General features: G+C 46.0%; 36 protein-coding genes. 35 read left to right on the forward strand and 1 reads right to left on the reverse strand.

The genetic code is table 11. From position 1 onward, the window contains the following. The first annotated feature begins 100 nt into the window (after positions 1–100). The 34 genes from rplC to ACTNCK_RS02650 all read left to right on the forward strand — a co-directional run bounded on the left by rplC (position 101) and on the right by ACTNCK_RS02650 (position 19,842). Positions 101–778 carry a 50S ribosomal protein L3 gene (rplC, locus tag ACTNCK_RS02485; RefSeq protein ID WP_441080788.1) on the forward strand — a complete coding sequence of 226 codons (678 nt, stop codon included), beginning with the start codon at positions 101–103 and terminating at the stop codon, positions 776–778. A gap of 19 nt (positions 779–797) precedes the next feature. Next, entirely contained in the window at positions 798–1,418 is a 621-nt protein-coding gene (gene rplD / locus ACTNCK_RS02490) for a 50S ribosomal protein L4 (protein WP_441080789.1), read from the forward strand. After that, positions 1,418–1,717, forward strand: coding sequence for a 50S ribosomal protein L23 (rplW, locus tag ACTNCK_RS02495; RefSeq protein WP_441080790.1), 300 nt, complete (start codon positions 1,418–1,420; stop codon positions 1,715–1,717). The genes rplD and rplW overlap by 1 nt, the downstream gene beginning before the upstream one ends. 139 nt (positions 1,718–1,856) lie before the next feature. Further along, the gene (rplB, locus tag ACTNCK_RS02500; RefSeq protein ID WP_441080791.1) at positions 1,857–2,699 is read left to right on the forward strand and encodes a 50S ribosomal protein L2; all 843 of its coding nucleotides are present in this window, start codon (positions 1,857–1,859) and stop codon (positions 2,697–2,699) included. 10 nt (positions 2,700–2,709) lie between these two features. Continuing rightward, positions 2,710–2,991: a 30S ribosomal protein S19 gene (gene rpsS, locus ACTNCK_RS02505; RefSeq protein WP_441080792.1), complete on the forward strand. Its 282-nt coding sequence runs from the start codon at positions 2,710–2,712 to the stop codon at positions 2,989–2,991. A 24-nt stretch (positions 2,992–3,015) separates the two neighbouring features. Next, complete coding sequence (rplV, locus tag ACTNCK_RS02510) at positions 3,016–3,402, forward strand: 50S ribosomal protein L22 (RefSeq protein ID WP_441080793.1); 387 nt, start codon at positions 3,016–3,018, stop codon at positions 3,400–3,402. Between the two features lie 11 nt (positions 3,403–3,413). Further along, positions 3,414–4,079, forward strand: a complete 666-nt coding sequence (gene rpsC / locus ACTNCK_RS02515; protein WP_441080794.1) for a 30S ribosomal protein S3 — start codon at positions 3,414–3,416, stop codon at positions 4,077–4,079. A 1-nt stretch (position 4,080) separates the two neighbouring features. After that, positions 4,081–4,518 (forward strand): 50S ribosomal protein L16, encoded by a 438-nt coding sequence (gene rplP / locus ACTNCK_RS02520; RefSeq protein WP_441080795.1) that lies wholly within the window; start codon positions 4,081–4,083, stop codon positions 4,516–4,518. After that, complete coding sequence (gene rpmC / locus ACTNCK_RS02525; RefSeq protein ID WP_441080796.1) at positions 4,508–4,711, forward strand: 50S ribosomal protein L29; 204 nt, start codon at positions 4,508–4,510, stop codon at positions 4,709–4,711. Before rplP ends, rpmC begins: the two co-directional genes overlap by 11 nt. A 30-nt stretch (positions 4,712–4,741) precedes the next feature. Further along, entirely contained in the window at positions 4,742–4,999 is a 258-nt protein-coding gene (gene rpsQ / locus ACTNCK_RS02530) for a 30S ribosomal protein S17 (protein WP_441080797.1), read from the forward strand. A gap of 18 nt (positions 5,000–5,017) precedes the next feature. Further along, positions 5,018–5,386, forward strand: a complete 369-nt coding sequence (rplN, locus tag ACTNCK_RS02535) for a 50S ribosomal protein L14 (protein WP_441080798.1) — start codon at positions 5,018–5,020, stop codon at positions 5,384–5,386. Positions 5,387–5,397: 11 nt separating this feature from the next. Beyond that, positions 5,398–5,709, forward strand: a complete 312-nt coding sequence (gene rplX, locus ACTNCK_RS02540; RefSeq protein ID WP_441080799.1) for a 50S ribosomal protein L24 — start codon at positions 5,398–5,400, stop codon at positions 5,707–5,709. Positions 5,710–5,721: 12 nt separating this feature from the next. Further along, positions 5,722–6,261: a 50S ribosomal protein L5 gene (gene rplE, locus ACTNCK_RS02545; protein WP_441080800.1), complete on the forward strand. Its 540-nt coding sequence runs from the start codon at positions 5,722–5,724 to the stop codon at positions 6,259–6,261. 13 nt (positions 6,262–6,274) lie between these two features. Further along, positions 6,275–6,460 (forward strand): type Z 30S ribosomal protein S14, encoded by a 186-nt coding sequence (locus ACTNCK_RS02550; RefSeq protein ID WP_441080801.1) that lies wholly within the window; start codon positions 6,275–6,277, stop codon positions 6,458–6,460. Positions 6,461–6,497: 37 nt separating this feature from the next. Next, on the forward strand, positions 6,498–6,899 hold the full coding sequence (rpsH, locus tag ACTNCK_RS02555; RefSeq protein WP_441080802.1) for a 30S ribosomal protein S8: 402 nt from the start codon (positions 6,498–6,500) through the stop codon (positions 6,897–6,899). A 127-nt stretch (positions 6,900–7,026) separates the two neighbouring features. Continuing rightward, on the forward strand, positions 7,027–7,566 hold the full coding sequence (gene rplF, locus ACTNCK_RS02560) for a 50S ribosomal protein L6 (protein WP_441080803.1): 540 nt from the start codon (positions 7,027–7,029) through the stop codon (positions 7,564–7,566). A 16-nt stretch (positions 7,567–7,582) separates the two neighbouring features. Then, positions 7,583–7,951 (forward strand): 50S ribosomal protein L18, encoded by a 369-nt coding sequence (gene rplR / locus ACTNCK_RS02565; protein ID WP_441080804.1) that lies wholly within the window; start codon positions 7,583–7,585, stop codon positions 7,949–7,951. A gap of 14 nt (positions 7,952–7,965) precedes the next feature. Further along, complete coding sequence (rpsE, locus tag ACTNCK_RS02570) at positions 7,966–8,475, forward strand: 30S ribosomal protein S5 (protein ID WP_441080805.1); 510 nt, start codon at positions 7,966–7,968, stop codon at positions 8,473–8,475. A 14-nt stretch (positions 8,476–8,489) separates the two neighbouring features. After that, positions 8,490–8,672, forward strand: coding sequence for a 50S ribosomal protein L30 (gene rpmD / locus ACTNCK_RS02575; RefSeq protein WP_441080807.1), 183 nt, complete (start codon positions 8,490–8,492; stop codon positions 8,670–8,672). 22 nt (positions 8,673–8,694) lie between these two features. Further along, entirely contained in the window at positions 8,695–9,141 is a 447-nt protein-coding gene (gene rplO / locus ACTNCK_RS02580) for a 50S ribosomal protein L15 (protein WP_441080808.1), read from the forward strand. Beyond that, positions 9,141–10,463: a preprotein translocase subunit SecY gene (gene secY, locus ACTNCK_RS02585; RefSeq protein ID WP_441080810.1), complete on the forward strand. Its 1,323-nt coding sequence runs from the start codon at positions 9,141–9,143 to the stop codon at positions 10,461–10,463. Before rplO ends, secY begins: the two co-directional genes overlap by 1 nt. Positions 10,464–10,550: 87 nt before the next feature. Further along, on the forward strand, positions 10,551–11,192 hold the full coding sequence (locus ACTNCK_RS02590; protein WP_441080811.1) for an adenylate kinase: 642 nt from the start codon (positions 10,551–10,553) through the stop codon (positions 11,190–11,192). A gap of 1 nt (position 11,193) precedes the next feature. Then, positions 11,194–11,469 carry a KOW domain-containing RNA-binding protein gene (locus ACTNCK_RS02595; RefSeq protein WP_441080812.1) on the forward strand — a complete coding sequence of 92 codons (276 nt, stop codon included), beginning with the start codon at positions 11,194–11,196 and terminating at the stop codon, positions 11,467–11,469. 3 nt (positions 11,470–11,472) lie between these two features. Then, the gene (infA, locus tag ACTNCK_RS02600; protein WP_441080813.1) at positions 11,473–11,691 is read left to right on the forward strand and encodes a translation initiation factor IF-1; all 219 of its coding nucleotides are present in this window, start codon (positions 11,473–11,475) and stop codon (positions 11,689–11,691) included. Between the two features lie 264 nt (positions 11,692–11,955). After that, positions 11,956–12,069: a 50S ribosomal protein L36 gene (rpmJ, locus tag ACTNCK_RS02605; protein WP_089903634.1), complete on the forward strand. Its 114-nt coding sequence runs from the start codon at positions 11,956–11,958 to the stop codon at positions 12,067–12,069. A gap of 288 nt (positions 12,070–12,357) precedes the next feature. After that, positions 12,358–12,729: a 30S ribosomal protein S13 gene (rpsM, locus tag ACTNCK_RS02610; RefSeq protein ID WP_441080814.1), complete on the forward strand. Its 372-nt coding sequence runs from the start codon at positions 12,358–12,360 to the stop codon at positions 12,727–12,729. Positions 12,730–12,748: 19 nt separating this feature from the next. Next, positions 12,749–13,141, forward strand: a complete 393-nt coding sequence (rpsK, locus tag ACTNCK_RS02615) for a 30S ribosomal protein S11 (protein WP_441080815.1) — start codon at positions 12,749–12,751, stop codon at positions 13,139–13,141. 22 nt (positions 13,142–13,163) lie between these two features. Then, the gene (gene rpsD, locus ACTNCK_RS02620; protein ID WP_441080816.1) at positions 13,164–13,757 is read left to right on the forward strand and encodes a 30S ribosomal protein S4; all 594 of its coding nucleotides are present in this window, start codon (positions 13,164–13,166) and stop codon (positions 13,755–13,757) included. A 94-nt stretch (positions 13,758–13,851) separates the two neighbouring features. Beyond that, positions 13,852–14,820, forward strand: coding sequence for a DNA-directed RNA polymerase subunit alpha (locus ACTNCK_RS02625; protein ID WP_441080817.1), 969 nt, complete (start codon positions 13,852–13,854; stop codon positions 14,818–14,820). A gap of 108 nt (positions 14,821–14,928) precedes the next feature. After that, on the forward strand, positions 14,929–15,456 hold the full coding sequence (locus tag ACTNCK_RS02630) for a bL17 family ribosomal protein (protein ID WP_441080818.1): 528 nt from the start codon (positions 14,929–14,931) through the stop codon (positions 15,454–15,456). Between the two features lie 80 nt (positions 15,457–15,536). After that, positions 15,537–16,916 (forward strand): ABC transporter ATP-binding protein, encoded by a 1,380-nt coding sequence (locus tag ACTNCK_RS02635; protein WP_441080819.1) that lies wholly within the window; start codon positions 15,537–15,539, stop codon positions 16,914–16,916. A gap of 9 nt (positions 16,917–16,925) precedes the next feature. Beyond that, positions 16,926–17,687, forward strand: a complete 762-nt coding sequence (locus ACTNCK_RS02640; RefSeq protein WP_441080820.1) for an ABC transporter permease — start codon at positions 16,926–16,928, stop codon at positions 17,685–17,687. Continuing rightward, the gene (locus ACTNCK_RS02645) at positions 17,684–18,475 is read left to right on the forward strand and encodes an ABC transporter permease (protein WP_441080821.1); all 792 of its coding nucleotides are present in this window, start codon (positions 17,684–17,686) and stop codon (positions 18,473–18,475) included. The genes ACTNCK_RS02640 and ACTNCK_RS02645 overlap by 4 nt, the downstream gene beginning before the upstream one ends. After that, complete coding sequence (locus tag ACTNCK_RS02650; RefSeq protein ID WP_441080822.1) at positions 18,472–19,842, forward strand: extracellular solute-binding protein; 1,371 nt, start codon at positions 18,472–18,474, stop codon at positions 19,840–19,842. The genes ACTNCK_RS02645 and ACTNCK_RS02650 overlap by 4 nt, the downstream gene beginning before the upstream one ends. A gap of 2 nt (positions 19,843–19,844) precedes the next feature. On the opposite strand, the gene loaP is transcribed toward ACTNCK_RS02650, so the two are convergent. Continuing rightward, positions 19,845–20,363 (reverse strand): antiterminator LoaP, encoded by a 519-nt coding sequence (gene loaP, locus ACTNCK_RS02655; RefSeq protein WP_441080823.1) that lies wholly within the window; start codon positions 20,361–20,363, stop codon positions 19,845–19,847. Between the two features lie 63 nt (positions 20,364–20,426). Between loaP and rlmD the strand changes: the two genes are divergently transcribed. After that, positions 20,427–21,812 carry a 23S rRNA (uracil(1939)-C(5))-methyltransferase RlmD gene (gene rlmD / locus ACTNCK_RS02660; protein ID WP_441080824.1) on the forward strand — a complete coding sequence of 462 codons (1,386 nt, stop codon included), beginning with the start codon at positions 20,427–20,429 and terminating at the stop codon, positions 21,810–21,812. The last annotated feature ends 99 nt before the right edge of the window (positions 21,813–21,911 follow it).

Raw genomic sequence — 21,911 nt, forward strand, 5'->3', positions numbered from 1 at the left:
CTAGTATGAGCGTGAGAAAAGAGCATAGGTCTTAGGCCTTAGGGTAAAAAGTATTCTAATCCCTGCCGCTCCACGCGCTCCGCTGTAGAAAGGATTTATTATGACAAAAGCTATTTTAGCTACGAAGATCGGAATGACACAGATCTTCGGCGAGAACGGGGATCTTATCCCGGTTACAGTATTACTCGCAGGACCTTGCAAGGTCACTCAGATCAAGACCGTTGAGAATGACGGATACGAGGCAGTGCAGGTTGCCTTCGAAGAGAAGAAGGAGAAGGTAGTCACAAAGGATGCTGCCGGCAAGAAGAGCGTTGCTCATCGTCATGGAGTGAATAAGGCCGAGAAGGGACACTTCGACAAGGCGGGCGTTGCGCCGATGCGCTATGTCAGAGAGTTCAGATTCGACAACTGTGCAGACTATCAGCTCGCACAGGAGATCAAGGCTGATATCTTTGCAGCAGGTGACAAGGTAGATGTCACTGCTACATCAAAGGGTAAAGGTTTCCAGGGTGCTGTAAAGAGATTAGGACAGCACAGAGGACCTATGGCTCATGGTTCAAAGTTCCATCGCCATCAGGGATCAAACGGTTCCTGCTCTACTCCTTCGAGAGTATTCAAGGGCAAGGGAATGCCTGGACATATGGGCGCAGTAAAGATAACAACACAGAACCTTGAGGTCGTAAAGGTTGACGCTGACCAGAACCTTATCCTTGTAAAGGGATCAGTTCCGGGACCTAAGAAGTCACTTGTTACGATCAAGGAATCAGTAAAGGCATAAGGAAAGGAGGAACTTTCACGTGGCTACAGTAACAGTTAAGAATATGGACGGCCAGGAAGTCGGAACAATAGACCTTTCAGATGCCGTATTCGGAGTAGAAGTCAATGAGCATCTGGTACATATGGCAGTTGTAAGTCAGCTTGCCAACAAGCGCCAGGGAACACAGAAGGCCAAGACCCGTTCTGAGGTTTCCGGTGGTGGAAGAAAGCCATGGAGACAGAAGGGCACAGGCCATGCCAGACAGGGATCGACAAGAGCTCCGCAGTGGACAGGCGGCGGAATGGTATTCGCACCGGTTCCTAGAGACTATTCCTTCAAGATGAACAGGAAGGAAAAGGCAGGAGCATTAAAGTCAGTCCTTACCGACAAGGTAAATGAGAACAAGCTTGTTGTTCTTGATGAGCTTAAGCTTGACGAGATCAAGACAAAGAGATTCGCAGAGATCCTTAAGAATCTCGGACTTGACGGAGCATATGTTATCCTTCCTGAGAAGGATGATGTAGTTACAGCTTCAGCTAAGAATATCCCGACAGTTAAGACTACACAGACCGGATCCATAAGCGTATATGATGCTTTAAAGTATGGAACAGTTATCCTCACAAAGGATTCGGCAAAGAAGATTGAGGAGGCTTACGCATAATGGCAACAGTTAATTATTACGATGTCATCATCAGGCCGGTAGTTACAGAGAAGTCAATGGCCGGCATGAGTGACAGGAAGTACACCTTCTTAGTTCATACAGACGCCAACAAGTTCCAGATCAAGGACGCAGTTGAGAAGATGTTCGAGGGAGCAAAGGTCGAGAGCGTTCATACGATCAACAGCAAGGGCAAGAACAAGCGCCGCGGAATGACATTTGGAAAGACCGCAGCTACAAAGAAAGCAATCGTAAAGCTCACAGAGGATTCGAAGGATATCGAGTTATTCTCGAGTCTTTAAAGGTGAGAGGTCGGAGGTGAGAGGTGAGAGGCAAGCGGATTGATCTTATCGGATCTCGCACCGGACACCTCACACCTCATACCTCACACCTGCCTATACTCAGCAAAGAGTGACAACAAAACAACCGAAAGGAGAATACATGGGCATCAAGTCATATAACCCATATACACCTTCCAGAAGAAACATGACTGGCTCTGATTTCGCAGAGATCACGAAGAAGACACCAGAGAAGTCATTACTGGATGTAAAGAAGAAGAATTCAGGCCGTAACAACCAGGGTAAGATCACAGTAAGACACCATGGCGGCGGCAATCGTCAGAAATACAGGATCATCGACTTCAAGAGAAGAAAGGATGATATCCCTGCAAAGGTAATAGGAATCGAGTACGATCCTAACCGTACAGCAAATATCGCTCTTATCTGCTATGCAGATGGAGCAAAGTCATACATCCTTGCTCCGCAGGGACTTACAGATGGAATGACAGTCATGAGCGGAGAGAACGCAGAGGTTCGCGTAGGAAACTGCCTTCCTCTTTCAAAGATCCCTATCGGTACCATGGTACACAACATTGAGCTTTATCCTGGAAAGGGCGGACAGATGGTCCGTGCAGCAGGAAATGCAGCTCAGCTGATGGCTAAGGAAGGAAAATACGCAACCCTTCGTCTTCCATCAGGAGAGATGAGACTTGTGCTTCTTGAGTGCCGCGCAACGATCGGAGTAATCGGAAACGGTGATCACTCACTGGTAAAGATCGGTAAAGCAGGTCGTAAGAGAAATATGGGAATCAGACCTACAGTTCGTGGATCTGTCATGAACCCTAACGACCATCCACACGGCGGTGGTGAAGGTAAGGCACCAGTTGGACGTCCAGGTCCTTCTACACCTTGGGGTAAGCCAGCTCTTGGTCTCAAGACCAGAAACAAGCATAAGGCTTCCAACAAGCTTATTGTAAGAAGAAGAAACGGTAAGGGATTAAAGTAAGGAGGAATTTATGGCACGTTCACTTAAAAAAGGACCATTTGCCGATGAGAGTTTATTAAAGAAGATCGATGCTATGAACGCATCCGGAGATAAGTCGGTCATAAAGACCTGGTCCCGCCGTTCCACGATCTTCCCTTCATTCGTAGGACATACGATCGCTGTCCATGATGGCAGAAAGCATGTCCCGGTATATGTTACAGAGGATATGGTAGGCCATAAGCTCGGTGAGTTCGTAGCTACCCGTACATACAGGGGCCACGGCAAGGACGAGAAAAAGACAGGCGCAAGGTAATAAGACGAAAGGAGGATTTCAATCATGGCTAAGGGACATAGAACCCAGATCAAGCGTGAGAGAAATGAACAGAAAGATACTAGGGCCACTGCTAAGCTTTCTTATGCAAGAATGTCAGTAACCAAGGCTTGCTTCGTACTTGATGCGATCCGTGGTAAGGATGTTGATACGGCTCTCGCAATTGTTATGTACAATCCAAGATATGCTTCAAGCGTTATCGAGAAGCTTCTTCGTTCAGCAATTGCAAACGCAGAGAATAATAACGGACTCAAGAAGGACGATCTCTATATAGCAGAGTGCTATGCAAACAAGGGACCTACATTAAAGAGGATCCAGCCTAGAGCTCAGGGCCGTGCATACAGGATTGAGAAAAGAATGAGCCACATCACGATCGTACTGGATGAGAAATAAGGAGGAATACAATGGGACAGAAAGTTAATCCGCATGGGTTAAGAGTCGGCGTTATCAATGACTGGGATTCCAAGTGGTATGCTGAGGGCAATGATTTCGCTGATTACCTTGTTGAGGATCACAAGATCCGTGAATTCCTCAAGAAGAAGCTCTATTCAGCAGGTGTCTCAAAGATCGATATAGAGAGAGCCAGCGACAGAGTAAAGGTCGTAGTATACACAGCAAAGCCTGGTATCGTGATCGGTAAGGGCGGAGCTGAGATCGAGGAAGTAAAGAAGCAGCTTCAGAAGCTTACAGACAAGAAGCTCGTTATAGACGTTAAGGAAGTTAAGCGTCCGGACAAGGATGCACAGCTTGTTGCTGAGAATATCGCTTCCCAGCTCGAGGGTCGTGTTGCTTTCCGTCGTGCAATGAAGAGCTGCATCACAAGGGCTATGAAGTCAGGTATCCAGGGAATCAAGACAACCTGCTCAGGACGTCTTGGTGGAGCAGATATCGCCAGGTCAGAGTCTTACAACGAAGGAACTATCCCTCTTCAGACAATGCGTGCAGATATTGATTATGGATTCGCAGAAGCAGATACAACCTACGGTAAGGTAGGAGTAAAGGTCTGGATCTACAAGGGTGAGGTTCTTCCATCAAAGAAGAAGACTGCTGAAGAAGGAGGTAGAAACTGATATGTTAATGCCGAAGAGAGTAAAGCATCGTAAGCAGTTCCGTGGAACTCTCGCAGGAAAAGCTTTACGTGGAAATAAAGTCACACAGGGTGATTACGGTCTCGTAAGTCTCGATCCTTGCTGGATAAAGAGCAATCAGCTTGAGGCTGCCCGTGTAGCTATGACAAGATATGTAAAACGTGGTGGTAAGGTATTCATCAAGGTTTTCCCTGATCATCCGGTTACAGCTAAGCCAGCTGAGACACGAATGGGTTCAGGAAAGGGCGCTCTTGATTACTGGGTAGCAGTTGTTAAGCCAGGCAGAGTCCTTTTTGAGATCACAGGAGTACCAGAGGAAGTAGCAAAAGAAGCACTGCGACTTGCCGGGCATAAGCTTCCATGCAGATGCAAGATCGTCGCACGTGAAGGTTTAGAAGGCGGTGAAGCTAATGAAAACTAAGGATTTTCTTGAAGAGTTAAAAGGGCAGTCTGCCGATGAGCTTTCAGCAAAGCTTGTAGATGCAAAGAAAGAGCTTTTCAATTTAAGATTCCAGAATGCGACTAATCAGCTTGAGAACACAAGCAGGATCAGAGAGGTGCGTCACAATATCGCCCGCATTCAGACCGTTCTGACTCAGATCAACAATCAGTGATCAGGACCTAAATTGTGAAAGGATAACCAGATGGAAGAGAGAAATCTAAGAAAGACCCGTACCGGTGTTGTGGTTTCTGATAAGATGAACAAGACGATTACGGTCGCAGTCAGAGACAATGTCAGACATCCGCTCTACGGCAAGATCGTAAAAAGAACATACAAGCTGAAGGCTCATGACGAAGAGAATGCAGCTCACGAGGGCGACACAGTTCGCGTAATGGAGACCAGACCTCTGTCAAAGGACAAGAGATGGAGACTCGTTGAGATAATTGAGCGTGCTAAGTAAAGAAAGAGAGGAATCATTATGGTACAGCAGGAGACCAGATTAAAGGTTGCTGACAATACTGGTGCCAAGGAGCTCCTCACAATCCGTGTCATGGGCGGATCAACCAGGAGATATGCCAGTATCGGAGATATAGTAGTTGCTTCTGTTAAAGATGCAACACCCGGTGGAGTTGTCAAGAAGGGTGATGTCGTAAAGGCAGTTATCGTACGTACCGTAAAGGGTGTTCATCGTAACGATGGCTCATACATCAAGTTTGACGACAACGCAGCTGTTATCATCAAGGATGACAAGACTCCGAAGGGAACCCGTATTTTTGGACCGGTAGCAAGAGAGCTTCGTGATAAGCAGTTTATGAAGATCGTTTCACTTGCTCCTGAGACGCTTTAAGGAGGAAACCGATGGCATCACTTAAGATAAGAAAGGGTGACACAGTACGTGTAATTGCCGGCGCTGACAAGGGCGCTGAGGGTAAGGTCATCGCTGTAGATCCTAAGAAACAGAGAATCACCGTTGAGGGTGTTCACATGGTAAAGAAGCATGTGAAGCCTAATATGACCAATCAGCAGGGAGGCATCGTTGAGCAGGAAGCTCCGATCGCTATCTCCAATGTTATGCTCCTCGTAAATAACAAGACTACTCGTGTAGGCTTTAGGATGGACGGAGACAAGAAGGTCCGTTTCGCAAAGGCTACCGGAGAGAATATTGACTAAGGAGGTTGAATCGTGAGCAGATTAAAAGATGAATACAAGAATACGATTGCTTCCGCAATGACAGAGAAGTTCGGCTACAAGAACCCTATGGAGGTTCCTAAGCTCGTAAAGATCGTAGTCAATATGGGTGTTGGTGAGGCAAAGGAGAACCAGAAGCTTTTAGATTCTGCTATAGCTGATATGGAAGCTATCACTGGTCAGCATGCAGTAATCACCAGAGCCAAGAACTCAGTCGCAAACTTCAAGATCCGTGAGGGAATGGGAATCGGATGCAAGACCACTCTTCGTGGCGACAAGATGTATGATTTCCTCGACAGACTTGTAAATCTTGCGCTTCCTCGTGTACGTGACTTCCGCGGTGTCAATGCCAACTCATTCGATGGAAGAGGAAACTATGCTCTCGGAATCAAGGAGCAGATCATTTTCCCTGAGATCGAATATGATAAGGTCGACAAGGTAAGAGGAATGGATATCATTTTTGTTACAACAGCTAAGACCGATGAGGAGGCAAGAGAGCTTCTTCGTCTGTTCGGAATGCCGTTCGCTAAGTAATCAGGAGGAAAACATGGCTAAGACATCAATGAAAGTAAAGCAGCAGCGTAAGCCTAAGTACTCTACAAGAGCATACACACGCTGCAGGATCTGCGGCCGTCCGCACTCTGTACTTCGTAAGTACGGCATCTGCAGAGTCTGCTTCAGAGAGCTTGCTTACAAGGGTGAGATACCTGGCGTAAGAAAAGCATCATGGTAATTCAGAACGCAGACAATATTTAGGAGGAAAACATATCATGACAATGACAGATCCTATCGCAGATATGCTTACGAGAATCCGTAACGCCAACACTGCGAAACATGATACAGTAGATATCCCTGCTTCCAAGATCAAGGTCGCAATAGCTGACATCCTTGTAGATGAGGGATATATAGAGAAGTACGAGCTTGTAGACAACGGAACCTTCAAGGATATCCGTATTTCCATGAAGTATACAGGAAGCAAGAAGGATCGTATCATCACAGGTCTCAGAAGGATCAGTAAGCCTGGTCTTAGAATCTACGCTGGAAAGGATGACATCCCTCAGGTCCTCGGTGGACTCGGAATCGCTATCCTTTCAACAAATAAAGGAATCATCACCGACAAGCAGGCTCGTAAGGAGCAGGTTGGCGGAGAAGTATTAGCGTTCGTTTGGTAAGATTGAGTTTACGGTCAGAGGTTTTGGGAAAGAGGTAAATAATGATTTATCTATACCCTTTTCCCTCGCACCTCGCACCTCAATTACCTGATAACAAATCACTAACCCATTTATAGGAGGTACGGGCATGTCACGTATAGGAAGAATGCCAATCGCAATACCTGCAGGAGTTACTGTAGATGTTGCAGAAAATAATCATGTGACGGTAAAAGGTCCAAAGGGTACACTTGAGAAGACTCTTCCGCAGGAGATGACAATCAAGGTAGAGGACTCTTGCGTTACCGTTTCAAGACCAAATGATCTGAAAAAGATGAAGTCTCTTCACGGACTTACAAGAAGCCTTATCCAGAATATGGTACTTGGAGTTACTGAGGGCTTTGAGAAGAAGCTTGAGATCAACGGAGTTGGTTTCAGAGCAGAGAAGAAGGGTAAGAACCTTACACTTCATCTCGGATTTTCACATCCGGTAGAGATGACAGATCCTGAAGGGGTTGAGTCAGTTCTTGACGGAAACAATATTACGATCAAGGGTATCGATAAAGAAAAGGTCGGACAGTACGCAGCTGAAATCAGAGACAAGAAGAGACCTGAGCCATATAAGGGTAAGGGAATCAAGTACGCTGATGAGGTTATCCGTCGTAAGGTTGGAAAGACCGGTAAGAAATAACTAAGGAGGCAAGATCATGGTAAGCAAGAAATCAAGAGCATTAGTTCGTGAAACCAAGCACAGAAGACTTCGCCACACTCTTTCCGGTACAGCAGAAAGACCGCGTATGTCTGTGTTCCGCAGCAACAATCATATGTATGTACAGATCATCGATGATGAGGTGGGCAAGACCTTAGTATCAGCTTCCACACTTGACAAGGAAGTAAATGCTGATCTCAAGAAGACAAATGATGTATCAGCAGCTGAGAAGCTTGGTTCAGTGATCGGCAAGAGAGCCGTAGATGCCGGCATCAAGCAGGTAGTCTTCGACAGAGGCGGATATATTTACGCCGGCAAGGTAAAGGCTTTAGCTGACGCAGCCAGAGAAGCCGGACTGGATTTTTAAGGAGGAAGCATTAGATGAGACGTAATAATGATGAGCGCGCTGAAAATGAATTCGACGATAATGTAGTCTCAATCAAGCGAGTTACCAAGGTTGTAAAAGGCGGACGTAACATGCGTTTCACTGCTCTCGTGGTAGTAGGCGATCATAACGGACGTGTTGGTGCTGGCCTTGGAAAAGCAGCAGAGATTCCTGAAGCCATCAGAAAGGGTAAGGAAGCTGCTGAGAAGGCTATGGTAACTGTAGCTTTAGACGAGAATCACAGTATATCTCATGATATAATCGGAAAGCACACAGGTGCATCAATTCTCTTAAAGAAGGCTCCGGAAGGTACTGGAATTATCGCAGGTGGTCCGGCACGTAGTGTATGCGAGCTTGCAGGAATCACAAATATCCGTACCAAGTCACTTGGTTCTTCAAACAAGCAGAATGTTGTACTTGCAACAATAGATGCATTAAGAGAGCTTAAGTCCCCAGAAGAGGTTGCAAAGCTTCGCGGCAAGACTGTTGAGGAAGTTCTGGCATAAGTTAGGAGGATAAAATGGCAGATAAGGTAAAGGTAACACTCGTTAAATCCCCTATCGGAGCTGTACCAAAGAACAAGAAGGTTGTGGAGGCTCTTGGCCTTCATAAAGTAGGGCAGTCAAATGAGCTTCCTAATACTGCAGCCACTCTTGGCGCAGTTCGCAAGGTTGCTCATCTTGTAAAGGTAGAAAAAATCTAATATAGAATAAGGAGGTGCCAGAATGGATTTATCCAGCTTAAGACCAGCTGAAGGATCAAAGCAGAGCAATAACTTCAGAAAAGGACGCGGACACGGTTCAGGAAATGGCAAGACTGCCGGTAAGGGGCAGAAGGGTCAGAAGGCTCGTTCAGGCGGCGGTGTAAGACTCGGATTTGAAGGTGGACAGATGCCTTTATTCCGTCGTCTTCCAAAGCGCGGCTTTAAGAATATCAATACAAAGGAAATCGTAGCGATCAATGTTTCTGCTCTTGAAGACAAGTTCAATGACGGAGACGAGGTCACAGTAGAAAAGCTCCTTGAGAACGGCGTTATCAGCAAGGCAGCTGACGGAGTAAAGATCCTTGGCAATGGTGAGCTTACAAAGAAGCTTGATGTCAAGGTAAACGCATTTTCAAAGAGCGCTAAGGAAAAGATTGAAGCCTTAGGTGGAAAAGCAGAGGTGATCTGATGTTTCGCACTATTCGTAATGCATTCAAGATCAAGGAGATCAGAACGAGACTCTTCTTCACATTCCTGATGCTTATCGTTGTACGAATCGGATCACAGCTCCCGGTTCCGGGTGTAAGTGAGAATGCGTTCAACCAGCTGTTTGGAAATGTGGGAGATTCACTGAACTTCTTCAATGCGATCACAGGTGGATCATTCGAGCAGATGTCTGTGTTTGCTCTTAGCATCACGCCATACATTACGTCTTCCATTATTATTCAGCTACTGACGATTTCGTTCCCGAAGCTTGAGGAAATGCAGAGAGACGGTGAGGATGGAAGAAAGAAATTAAACCGTATAACCAGATATGTGACGATCGGCCTTTCAGTAATGGAGGCCGTTGCGCTGGCAGTTGGATTCGGACGCAGCGGATACCTGTCACACTTTACATTCTGGTATGTGCTGATGCTTGTAGTAGCACTGACAGCAGGAGCAACAGCACTTATGTGGATTGGTGAAGAAATCACGAGAAAGGGTGTCGGAAACGGTATCTCAATAGTACTTGTGATCAACATAGTATCAAGACTTCCTCAGGATGTGACAACTCTGTTCAATCAGTTCATAAAGGGACAGACGATTGCCAGAGGTATCCTTATCGGAGTGATAATTGCTGCAATAATAGTCGGTATCGTCGTACTTGTCGTTATCCTTCAGTGCGCAGAGAGACGAATTCCTGTACAGTATTCAAGAAAGCTTTCATCAAACGGCAGGGCTTCATTTTCTAACGCAAGCAGCTCGTACATTCCTCTTAAGGTAAATACAGGCGGAGTTATTCCTGTCATCTTTGCACAGTCTCTGATGCAGACACCAGTTATAATTGCTGCTCTTGCAGGAAAGTCAAACGGTAAGGGAGCCGGATATACGATCCTTAACATGCTTTCTGAGAGCCACTGGTTTACACCGTCCAACTGGTTCTATACTATCGGTGCTGCGGTATATGTCCTGCTACTTATAGCATTCGCATATTTCTACACCTCGATAACCTTTAATCCGCTTGAGATTGCGGACAATATGAAGAAAAGCGGCGGGTTCGTTCCAGGTATCAGACCAGGAAAGCCTACTAGCGACTATCTCCAGTCTGTACTCAATAGCGTGATATTCATTGGAGCTATCGGTCTTACAATAGTATCACTGCTTCCGATAATCCTTAATGGTCTCACAAATGCCAACGTATCATTCGGAGGCACATCGATCATCATCGTTGTGGGTGTAGTAGTCGAGACGCTCAAGCAGATCGAGGGTGCTATGATGGTTAGAAACTACAAGGGCTTCTTAAGTGACTAAGGATATAGGATATAGGGTATAGGGTATAGTAATTAACTAACCCCTAACCCCTATCCCCTAACCCCTAAAACAGGAGGATTATAAACTATGAAAATAATCATGCTTGGCGCTCCGGGTGCCGGAAAGGGAACTCAGGCTATTAAGATAGCTGAGAAATATGGCATCCCGCACATAAGCACGGGAGATATTTTCCGTGCAAATATCAAGAACGGGACAGAGCTTGGAAAGAAAGCAAAGGAGTTCATGGACAAGGGAGCACTTGTACCTGATGAACTGACCTGCGATCTCGTTGTTGACAGGATCCATCAGGATGACTGCAAAAACGGCTTTGTCCTCGATGGTTTTCCGCGTACAATACCTCAGGCCAAGGCTCTTGACGCAGCTCTGGATAAGGACGGAGAAAGCATCGATCATGCGATCGACATAGAGGTTCCTGACCAGAATATCGTTAAGAGAATGGGAGGCAGACGCGCCTGCCTTAACTGCGGTGCGACCTATCATATTATAAGTGCTCCTCCGAAGACAGAGGGGATCTGCGATAATTGCGGTGGAAAGCTTACGATAAGAGAAGATGACAAGCCACAGACAGTTCAGGAACGCCTTAGTGTTTATCATCAGAAGACTCAGCCGCTTATTGATTATTATAAAAAGGCAGGGATTCTCGACCAGGTTGATGGAACCCAGCCTCTTGACCAGGTCTTTTCAATGATTGAAGAGGTACTTGACTGATATGACACTGCTGATGGGACGCTCTCTGGCAGGTCACGACAAGGGGCAGCTATATGTGATAGTCCGTTCTGAAAAGGAATTCTCTTTTCTTGCAAATGGAGTTACAAAGACAATAGCAAGACCCAAAAAGAAGAAAAATATACATCTTCAGCTGATCAGAAAAATTCCTGCGGAAGTAGATGAAGTACTTGACGGAGAAAATGATCTGACTGATCTGCTGATCAAGAGAGTGATAAAGATATACGAAGGCCTGATTACAAAACAGGCTAAGGAGTAATGAATGTCAAAAGCAGATGTTATTGAAGTAGAAGGCAGAGTTATCGAGAAGCTTCCAAATGCTATGTTTTCTGTTGAGCTCGAGAATGGACATCAGATTCTTGCTCATATAAGCGGAAAGCTTCGCATGAATTATATCCGTATCCTTCCGGGGGACAAGGTGACGATAGAGATGAGTCCCTATGATCTGTCCAAGGGAAGGATAATCTGGAGAGACAAGTAATGGATGGCCCGGGGTTCAGGGTCTGGTGTGTAAATCAGATTTACACACTAACCCCTGCCCCTTAGGTTTAACCACTTTCTCTGACAAATTGTTCTAGTAAAAAAACATGAAACATATTGCATCTTTTCAAACGTCCGAGTATAATATTACACGGACGTTTTTTGCGCCCAAAAATCAGATGGTGTATTGTGAGCTGGTGATGGATGAATCATATACTCATACCCCACACCTCTAACCTACAAATCAAAGAAAGGAGTCGTTCATATGAAGGTCAGATCCTCAGTTAAGCCTATGTGCGAGAAGTGCAAGGTCATCAAGAGGAAGGGTAAGATCCGCATTATCTGCGAGAACCCTAAGCACAAACAGAGACAGGGCTGATGCGCCCCTGTCGCATTGTGATGTATTATATGGCGGCTGATAGATGAGAAGTGAGAGCACTTCTCATCAGTACATAAATACATTCAAATGGTTCCGCAATGCGGGACACAAGCATCGCTCCCATACATACCGGGGAGCTTGATCCTTCATATCATATACGGAAGGGTCGATGTCATTTGAAGGCTGACACACATTTCAGGCCGGGACACCGGAGCTGTCAGCTTTATATCATTAGAAACAGGCTCCGGAGATGTCCGGAGGGATTATACAGATAAGGAGTAAATACACATGGCTCGAATCGCAGGTGTAGATTTACCGAGAGAAAAGAGAATAGAGATCGGACTTACCTATATCTATGGTATTGGCAGAGTCACAGCTACGGATCTTCTTACTAAGGCAGGAGTTGATCCTGACATCAGAGTAAAGGACCTTACAGATGATGACGTGAAGAAGATTTCTGACGTTATCGACCAGGAGGGACTTCTTGTCGAAGGAGATCTTCGCCGTGATACAGCGCTTAATATCAAGCGTCTTCAGGAGATTGGCTGCTACAGAGGTATCCGTCACAGAAAGGGACTTCCTGTGAGAGGACAGAAGACAAAGACCAATGCGCGCACACGCAAGGGACCTAAGAGAACTGTAGCAAATAAGAAGAAGTAATGATAGAAAGGTAAATATAATGGCTAAAGCAGTAAAGAAGTCTCCAAAGAGACGTGAGAGAAAAAACGTTGAGCATGGCCAGGTACATATTCAGGCATCATTCAATAACACTATTGTTACAATAACAGATGCTCAGGGCAATGCATTAAGCTGGGCTTCAGCAGGTGGACTTGGCTTCAGAGGCTCAAGAAAGTCTACTCCATACGCGGCTCAGGTTGCAGCAGAGACTGCAGCAAAGGCAGCCCTTCCTCATGGCCTTAAGAATGTAGATGTGTTCGTAAAAGGACCAGGATCAGGCAGAGAAGCAGCTATCCGTGCTATCGCAGCATGTGGTATTGATGTGGTATCAATTCGTGACGTTACACCGGTTCCTCATAATGGATGCCGTCCACCAAAGCGCAGAAGAGTCTGATTGAAAGGAAGGTACAGTACAGATGGCAGTTAATAAGACACCAGTTCTGAAGAGATGCAGATCATTAGGATTAGAGCCGGAGAATCTTGGCGTTCATAAGAAGAGCAATCGTAAGCCTCTTCATCAGGGACGTAAGCCGACCGAGTACAAGCTGCAGCTTAGAGAGAAGCAGAAGGCAAAGTTTATCTACGGCGTACTTGAGAAGCCGTTCAGAAATTACTACGAGAAGGCAGCCAACATGAAGGGCATGACAGGTGATAACCTTATGCGTATGCTCGAGAGCCGTCTTGACAATGTCGTTTTTAGAATGGGACTTGCACGTACCCGTCGTGAGGCCCGTCAGGTGGTTGGCCATAAGTTCATCCTTGTAAATGGCAAGAAGGTAAATATCCCTTCATACCAGGTTAAGGCAGGAGATGTCATCTCTCTTCGCGAGGGTGCAGCTTCCATGCAGAGATTCAAGGATATCGCTGATGCTACAGGCGGGATCGCAGTTCCAGAATGGATCGATTTCGATGCTGATAAGAGCACAGGCACGATAAAGGAGCTTCCAAACAGGGATCAGATTGATGTTCCTGTAAACGAGATGCTTATCGTCGAGCTGTATTCTAAGTAATAAGGTCTAAGGGATCAGGGATCAGTCTTTAGGGGCGGGATCCCTGAACCCTAGGCCCAGTTACCTGACCCCTAAATAATACGGAGGAATAAAATTGTTCGAATTTGAAACACCTAATATCAGGGTTGAAGAGATCAGTGAAGACAATAAGTATGGCAGATTCGTTGCGGAGCCTCTTGAGCGTGGATATGGGATCACTCTTGGCAATTCATTAAGAAGGATTATGCTTTCATCCCTTCCTGGAACCGCATTCAGTCAGGTCAAGATCGATGATGTGCTCCATGAATTCTCAGTTCTACCTGGAGTCAAGGAGGATGTCACAGAGATCATCCTGAATATCAAGCAGATAGCGTTAAAGGCAGAGGAGCTTACAGATGAGCCTCGTATGGCTACACTTGAGTTTGAGGGCGAAGGAACAGTTCATGCATCGGATATCAATTTCGGAGACAATGATATCGAGGTTGTAAATCCTGATCTTGAGATAGCACATCTGAATGGAGGACCTGGGTGCAGACTTGGAATGACACTTACGGTTACCTCCGGAAGAGGATGGGTAAGCGCTGATAAGAATAAGAGAGATGATACTCCTATTGGTGTTATCGCAGTCGACTCCATCTATACTCCGATTGAGCGAGTGAATATGAAGGTGGAGAATACCCGTGTAGGACAGGTTACAGACTTTGATAAGCTTACTCTTGAGGTCTGGACAAACGGTACGATAAGACCGGATGATGCAGTATCTCTTGCAGCAAAGGTATTATCCGAGCATCTGGCTCTTTTCATCAATCTCTCAGAGAAAGGAAAAGAAGTCAGTGTAATGGGCGAGGATAAGACAACTGTAGGCCCTACAATAGGACCGGATATGCCGATAGAGGATCTTGAGCTTACAGTTCGTTCGTTCAATTGTCTTAAGAGAGCGAACATCTCCACTGTCAAGCAGCTTCAGGATATGACTCCGGATCAGCTTCAGAAGGTAAGGAATCTCGGACGCAAGTCTCTGGATGAGATTACAGCAAAGCTCAATGAGCTTCATCTGACTCTTCGTCAGTCTGAAGAAGTATAATAAATGGTGTCCTGCATAATTCCATAATGGCAGCGGGACGCTTCCCTTTCGTTACGGATCCCATAAGACCACAAGGGCAGGGATTTGCAAGCCACAGGAGGTTAGAAGATGGCAACAAGATATCGTAAATTAAGCAGAACCAGTTCACAGAGAAAGGCACTTCTCCGTAACCAGGTAACACAGCTTATCTGGCGCGGAAAGATCGTTACTACTGAGGCAAAGGCCAAGGAAGTAGCAAAGATCGCCGAGGGACTTATCGCTCTTGCAGTCAAGGAAAAGGATAACTTCGAAGAGGTTACAGTACAGGCTAAGGTTCCTAAGAAGGATGCCGAGGGCCACAGAGTAAAGACTGTTAAGGACGGAAAGAAGGTAACAGAGTACGTTACCGAGGAGAAGAAGATCAAGAAGGATAACCCTTCACGTCTTCATGCACGTCGTCAGATGCTTAAGGTTCTCTATGATGTAACTGAGAAGGGCGAGAAGAAGTCTCAGACAAAGAAGATTGACCTTGTCGCTAAGCTTTTCGATGAGTATGCTCCTAAGTATGCCGGAAAGAACGGCGGATATACACGTATCATCAAGATTGGACAGCGTAAGGGTGATGGCGCTCTTGAGGTTGTTCTGGAGCTTGTATAATAAATACAATAGATATATGATACAGATAGGCTGCAGGTGCTTGCACTTGCAGCCTATTATTCTAATATGGAGAAGCAGTTATGGATGAAAACATTCTTGAGCTCAGATCAGTTACTAAAAGCTATGTTCCTGGTATCAATGTGATCGAGGATATGAACCTGTCTATCAGAAAGGGAGAGCTTGTGACCTTTCTCGGACCATCAGGCTGTGGAAAGACCACAACGCTTCGAATGATAGGAGGCTTTGATCTGCCGGATTCAGGTGAGATCCTTCTGCATGGCCAGGATATAGGTCAGCTTCCCCCGGATAAGCGTCCGATAAATACAGTCTTCCAGAAGTACGCGCTTTTTCCATTTCTTAATATATATGATAATATAGCCTTCGGACTTAAGCAGAGGAGGATGGATAAGGAGCTGATCAGGCAGAAGGTCCGTCATGCCCTTTCTGTCGTAGATCTGGAGGGCTTTGAAAAAAGAAGTGTAGATTCATTATCAGGAGGCCAGCAGCAGAGAGTAGCAGTAGCAAGGGCTATAGTGAATGAGCCGGAGATCCTGCTCTTAGACGAACCTCTTTCAGCACTTGATCATAAGATGAGACTGGAGATGCAGGCGGAGATCCGTGATATGCATGATAATCTTGGTATGACCTTTATCTATGTGACACATGATCAGGAGGAGGCAATGAACCTTTCTGACCGTATAGTCGTAATGGCAAACGGAGTCATACAGCAGGAGGGTGCGCCAGAGGACATATATGACCGTCCGGCAAATATATTTGTCGCGGATTTCATAGGGACCAGTAACATCTTCGCGGGTGTAGTTACTGAGAAGAGAAGAGCCAGGTTTGCCGGATCGGTTTTCAAGACAGATACAGAATTACCGCCAGGAACCAGGGTCGAAGCAATGATCCGTCCGGAAAATGTATCTATCACAGGCCCGGATCAGGCAGCCCTTAAGGCTACGGTTACAAACGATATTTACAAGGGTGCCTATCATGAGATAACCGCTGAGTCAGGAAACTACGAGGTCTGCGCCCACTACAGGAAAAAGCTTATGCCTGGAAGCCAGATCGGTATAGATTTTCCTAGGGAATCGATACATCTTATGCCGCATGATATGGATATGAATGTATTCGAGGGAATAATGAATGATGACGGAAGCGTAGATTTCTCATATTTTTCTCTTGCTCCGTCTCAGGGAAGTCTTCCATATGCAAAACCCGGCATGAAGGTGGCAGTTTCCTTCGAGCCATCAGATGCAGACCTGAGTGACGACCAGGAGGCAGGCTTTGCAAGAGGTAATATAGATACTATCATTTATATAGGTGATCATTATACCTATATAGTAAGAGGAGACAATGATGAGGAATATTACGTGGATGATGACTGGCTCTGGAATATGGGTGACAGGGTTAGCATAGAGATCGATCCAATGAAATTCAGATGGAAGATAATAGAGTGAGGAAACAGTATGAGGTTTAAAAGAAGCTTTCTTTCAATACCATATGTGATCTTTCTTCTGATCTTTGTAATGGCGCCGCTGGCAGTGGTCCTGGTCTTTGCATTCACGAACGGAAGCGGGAGGCCGACGCTTTCGAATTTCATCGGCTTCTTTAGAAGCTCAAGGACTATAGCGACCCTGGTATATAGTCTTTTTGTGGCATTTATCACGACTCTCGTCTGCATGTTTATAGCCTATCCAACAGCGCTTGCACTGGCAGGAAGCGGCTTTAGGAGAAAGCATATCCTTCTTCTGTTGGCAGTAGTTCCTATGTGGATAAATTTCACCCTGCGTATCACAGCCTTAAAGGAGGTCCTCGATGCGATAGAGGGTAATCTTGCATTTTATCCATTTCTTAATACAATAATCGGACAGGTCTATGATTTCCTGCCCTTCATGATACTTCCGCTGTATAATGTGCTTGATGAGATAGATCCATCACTGCTCGAGGCTGGAAGGGATCTTGGGGCTGGTAAGGCCGGTCTTTTCTTTTCAGTCATGCTGCCGCTTTCAAAGCCTGGCATAATGAGCGGGATAACAATGGTCTTTCTGCCGGCAATGACAAACTATGTGGTACTTGATATGCTTTACAACTCGACCTTTATAATAGGAAGTCTTATCGGCAGCTACTTCAATGCCTATGACTGGCATAACGGGTCGATGATATCGGCAATTTTATTACTTCTGATCGCATTGTTCAGTGGGATCGAGAGGAAGGGAGAAGGACGATGAAGAAAATAAGCAGGATCCCTGCCATATGGCTTGCCATAGTATACTGCTTTCTATATCTGCCAATAGTGCTGCTTGCAGTATACAGCTTTACAGATGCGACTATGATAGGGAAAGCAGGACATTTTTCATTGAAAAACTATCGCACGCTTTTCCTTACACCTGATCTGAGGTCGATGATAGCGGGCACTCTTATACTAGCGCTTGTAGTAGGTGTCCTGTCTACAATACTTGGTACATTCGGGGCAATAGGAGCCTTTTACAGCAGGAGAAAAGGAAGAAGGGCGATAGAGCTGATGAATCAGGTGCCGGTCGTAAATGCAGATGTCGTAACCGGATTCTCAGTATGCATACTTCTGGTAGTGGTGCTCGGGGTAAGCAAGGATACATATATACCACTTGTGGCCGGTCAGATGGCGCTCTGCACACCGTTCGTATATCTGCAGGTAATGCCGGCACTGACCCAGATGGATCCGAATATGTATGAGGCTGCCCTGGATCTCTACTGCAGACCAGGAGATGCGATCATAAAGGTGGTTCTTCGCAAGCTGTCTCCTTCTATAGTGTCAGGTTTTTTTACCGCGGTAACTCTTTCTATGGATGATTATTTTGTCACCACCTATACGAAGCCGGCGGTGTTTGATACGATCTCGACATATACGGTAAATGCAACAAAAGGTGCCCGTACCCAGATCAAGACAGCTCTCTGGGCTTTGTCGGCACTGATATTTTTTATAGCAATAGCAGCAGTTGTTATCGCAAACATCAGGAATAAGGAGGAAGGCGAATGAAGAAACTGATCCTTATAACGACGGTCATTGCACTTTTACTGACGGGCTGTCAGGGGACAAAAAGCGCCACTCCTGTTTCGGATGATATCGTCACTCTAAGGATAGCGAACTGCGAGGAGTATATAGACGAGGGCGGATGGGACGCCGATGAGACGATAAAGCTTTCTGACGGGCAAAGGATTCGCGGAGTGGATTCCCTTATAAGCGACTATGAGAAATGGTATCGTGAGAAATATGGAAAACGGGTAAAGGTCTTGTATTCAACCTACGGCACAAATGAGGATCTTTACAATCAGATGACACTGGGAAATACATTTGATCTGGTTTGCCCCTCTGAATATATGATCATGAAGCTGATGAGGGAGAAACGTCTGGAGCCTTTGTCTCGGAATTTCTATAAAAGAAATGAGCTATACAATTACTATGTAAAGGGAATATCGCCATATCTGTATAAAAGAATGCATTCTCTGACTGAGGGAGGAAGACCACTTACAGATTATGCAGCCGGATATATGTGGGGGACTCTGGGTACTGTCTATGATCCGAAAAAGGTGGACAAGGCGGATGCCTCATCATTTGAGATCTATCTGGATCCGAAATATAAAAAGAGGATCACTATAAAGGATTCGGTAAGGGATACCTATTTCGCAGGGCTTGCAATAGATAAGGAAAAGGAGCTTGCCATGCCCTCACCTGATTACAGCAGGCTCCTAAATGATACCTCAGCCAGGACCGTTTCTATGGTAGAGGATATTATCACAGATATGCGGGAAAATGCATATTCAATGGAGACCGATACTGCCAAGCAGGATCTGGTGACAAGGAAGGTTGATGCATCACTGCAGTGGTCAGGAGACGGTGTATATTCGATCGACCAGGCTTGGGAGGCAGGGAGGAGACTCTGCTACGCTGTACCAGAGGAGGGCAGCAATCTGTGGTTTGACGGCTGGGTGATGCTAAAGGACGGTATCTCAGGAAGCAGTGACAGGAAGCAGGCTGCCGAGGCCTTCTTAAACTTTATATCAAGACCTGATTCTGTAGTCAGAAATATGTATTATATAGGGTATACCTCGGTGATAACAGGTGGAAGAGATGCGACGATCCTTGACTATATAAAATATATGTATGGCTCAGATAAGAAAAATGCTGTCGAATATGATATAAGTTATCTTTTTGATGATAAGAAAGGGTCACATATTATCAGGACAGATAAGGACCAGCTCGACAGACAGCTGTATGCTGCCTATCCGACAGAGGATGTGCTTGCCCGATGTGCAGTCATGAAATGCTTTTCGGATCCGGCAAACAGGAGAATTTCCAGGATGTGGACAAATGTAAGGTGCTACAGGTTCCCGTGGGAGAGCTGACCTCAAGGCTCCTTTCTTACCACCTCAAGCGAGACCGTGATATTCCTTTTCTCACCAAGGAAATCGATTGATAGGACAGCGGTGCGCTTGTGGCGGTTTATCCTTACAACCTGCCCCTCACGGCCCTTAAGAGGTCCATCTGTGACGCAGAGCTTATCACCCTTTATATATCCAAGGGATGCTTTGAGAACATGGTTTTCATCTGAGAGCTCAGTGATCAGCTGCTCGTCCTTTGAGGAAAGGGGTATGATATAATCATCGTCTCGAATAAGCTTAACATACCTGAAGATGGTTTTCCCAAGATTCGTTCTAAGTCTCTGGAAAAGCTCATCAGGATCATCGGAGCTGGCAAAGAGGTATCCCGGAAACATAGGGACAAGGACCTTCTGCCAGCTTCCGTTTATTTTCTTCATCCTTTCAGTGACAGGCATGAAGATATCCTCATGGTCTGTCAGTATCTTCTCGCTTATTATGGTTTTTAGCTTCTCTGTATATCGGGTATCGGTCTGTATGCAAAACATTTCTATATTATAACGTAAAAGTGTCATGTTTACAACGCGCTGCAGATGAAATATAATCTACCTATGAATAAAAATGATGTTTTTGAACTGGATATAACTGGCCTTGGTAAGGGCGGAGAGGGGATTGGTCATTTCAATGGAATGACCTTTTTTGTAAGTGGAGCTCTGCCTGGAGACAGGGTCTTAGCCCATGCCACCAAGCTGAAGAAGACCTATGGCTACGCAAGGGTTGAAAAGCTGATAAAGGGGTCTGCTGACAGAGTGGAGTCGCCATGCCCTGTTTCCGGACGGTGCGGAGGCTGCGCTCTGATGGAGCTTTCCTACAAGGCTCAGCTGGCTGTGAAGCAGACCATAGTCGAGGATGATCTGGTAAGGATAGGTGGCTTTGACAGAGCATTCATTGAAGGTATAAAGGAACCGATCATCGGAATGACAGACCCGCTTCACTACCGTAACAAGGCACTGATCCCGGTTGGAGAGCTTGAAGATGGCAGGATCGTCACAGGATTCTATGCCAGGCATTCTCACAGGATAGTGGAGGCTGATGTCAGAAAGGGCTGCCTTATTGGCTCACCGGATAACGGCGAGATATGCCATGCGATCAGATCCTGGATGTATGAGAATAAGGTCCACGCCTATGATGAGAGGTCAGAAAAGGGCCTGGTAAGGCATATACTGATCCGTCACGGGAAGAGCACAGGACAGGTAATGGTCTGTCTTATCATAAACGGAAGGAGGATTCCGGCTTCTGATAATCTGGTTAAGAGACTTCTGTCTGCCTGCCCTGATATCAAAAGTATCTGTATAAATATCAACAGGCAGAAGGGTAATACTGTGCTTGGAGAGCATAGTGAGTGCATCTGGGGAGAGCCAGCCATAACCGACCGGGTGGGAGGGATCTCGTTTGATATCTCTGCTAATTCCTTCTTTCAGGTAAATCCTGACCAGATGGAAAGGCTTTACACGAGGGCTCTTGACTATGCTTCTCTTGAGGGCTCTGAAAATGTATATGATCTCTACTGCGGGATCGGTACGATCTCCCTCTTTCTTGCAAGGTCGGCCGGATATGTAACAGGTGTCGAGGTAGTGCCTGATGCTATAAAGGATGCGGTAAGAAACGCCCGTCTGAACGGCTTTACCAATACCTCATTCTATACCGGCCGGACCGAGGACGTGCTTCCCAAGCTTATCTCTCAGGGCAGAAAGGCTGATGTGATCGTTTTAGATCCACCGAGAAAGGGTGCAGAGCCAGAGGTAATAGATACGATAAAAAAGAGCGCACCATCACGGATAGTCTACGTTTCCTGCGATCCCGCAACACTTGCCAGAGATCTCGCCCTCCTCTGCGAGGATGGCACCTACCAGCTGGTAAACTACACTCCGGTTGACCAGTTTCCGGAGAGTATGCACGTCGAGACGGTAGTATTGATGTCAAAGGTCAAAGAATAATAGCCGTGAAAGCCCAGTAATACTGCGGTTTTCGGGCAATTGGGAAAATTTGGCATCGGGCAAAGCGAACGCTTCTCGGTAACTTATCCAAAGGCAGAT

This window comes from Candidatus Weimeria sp. HCP3S3_B5, assembly GCF_052064335.1.
Lineage (GTDB): Bacteria > Bacillota > Clostridia > Lachnospirales > Lachnospiraceae > Weimeria.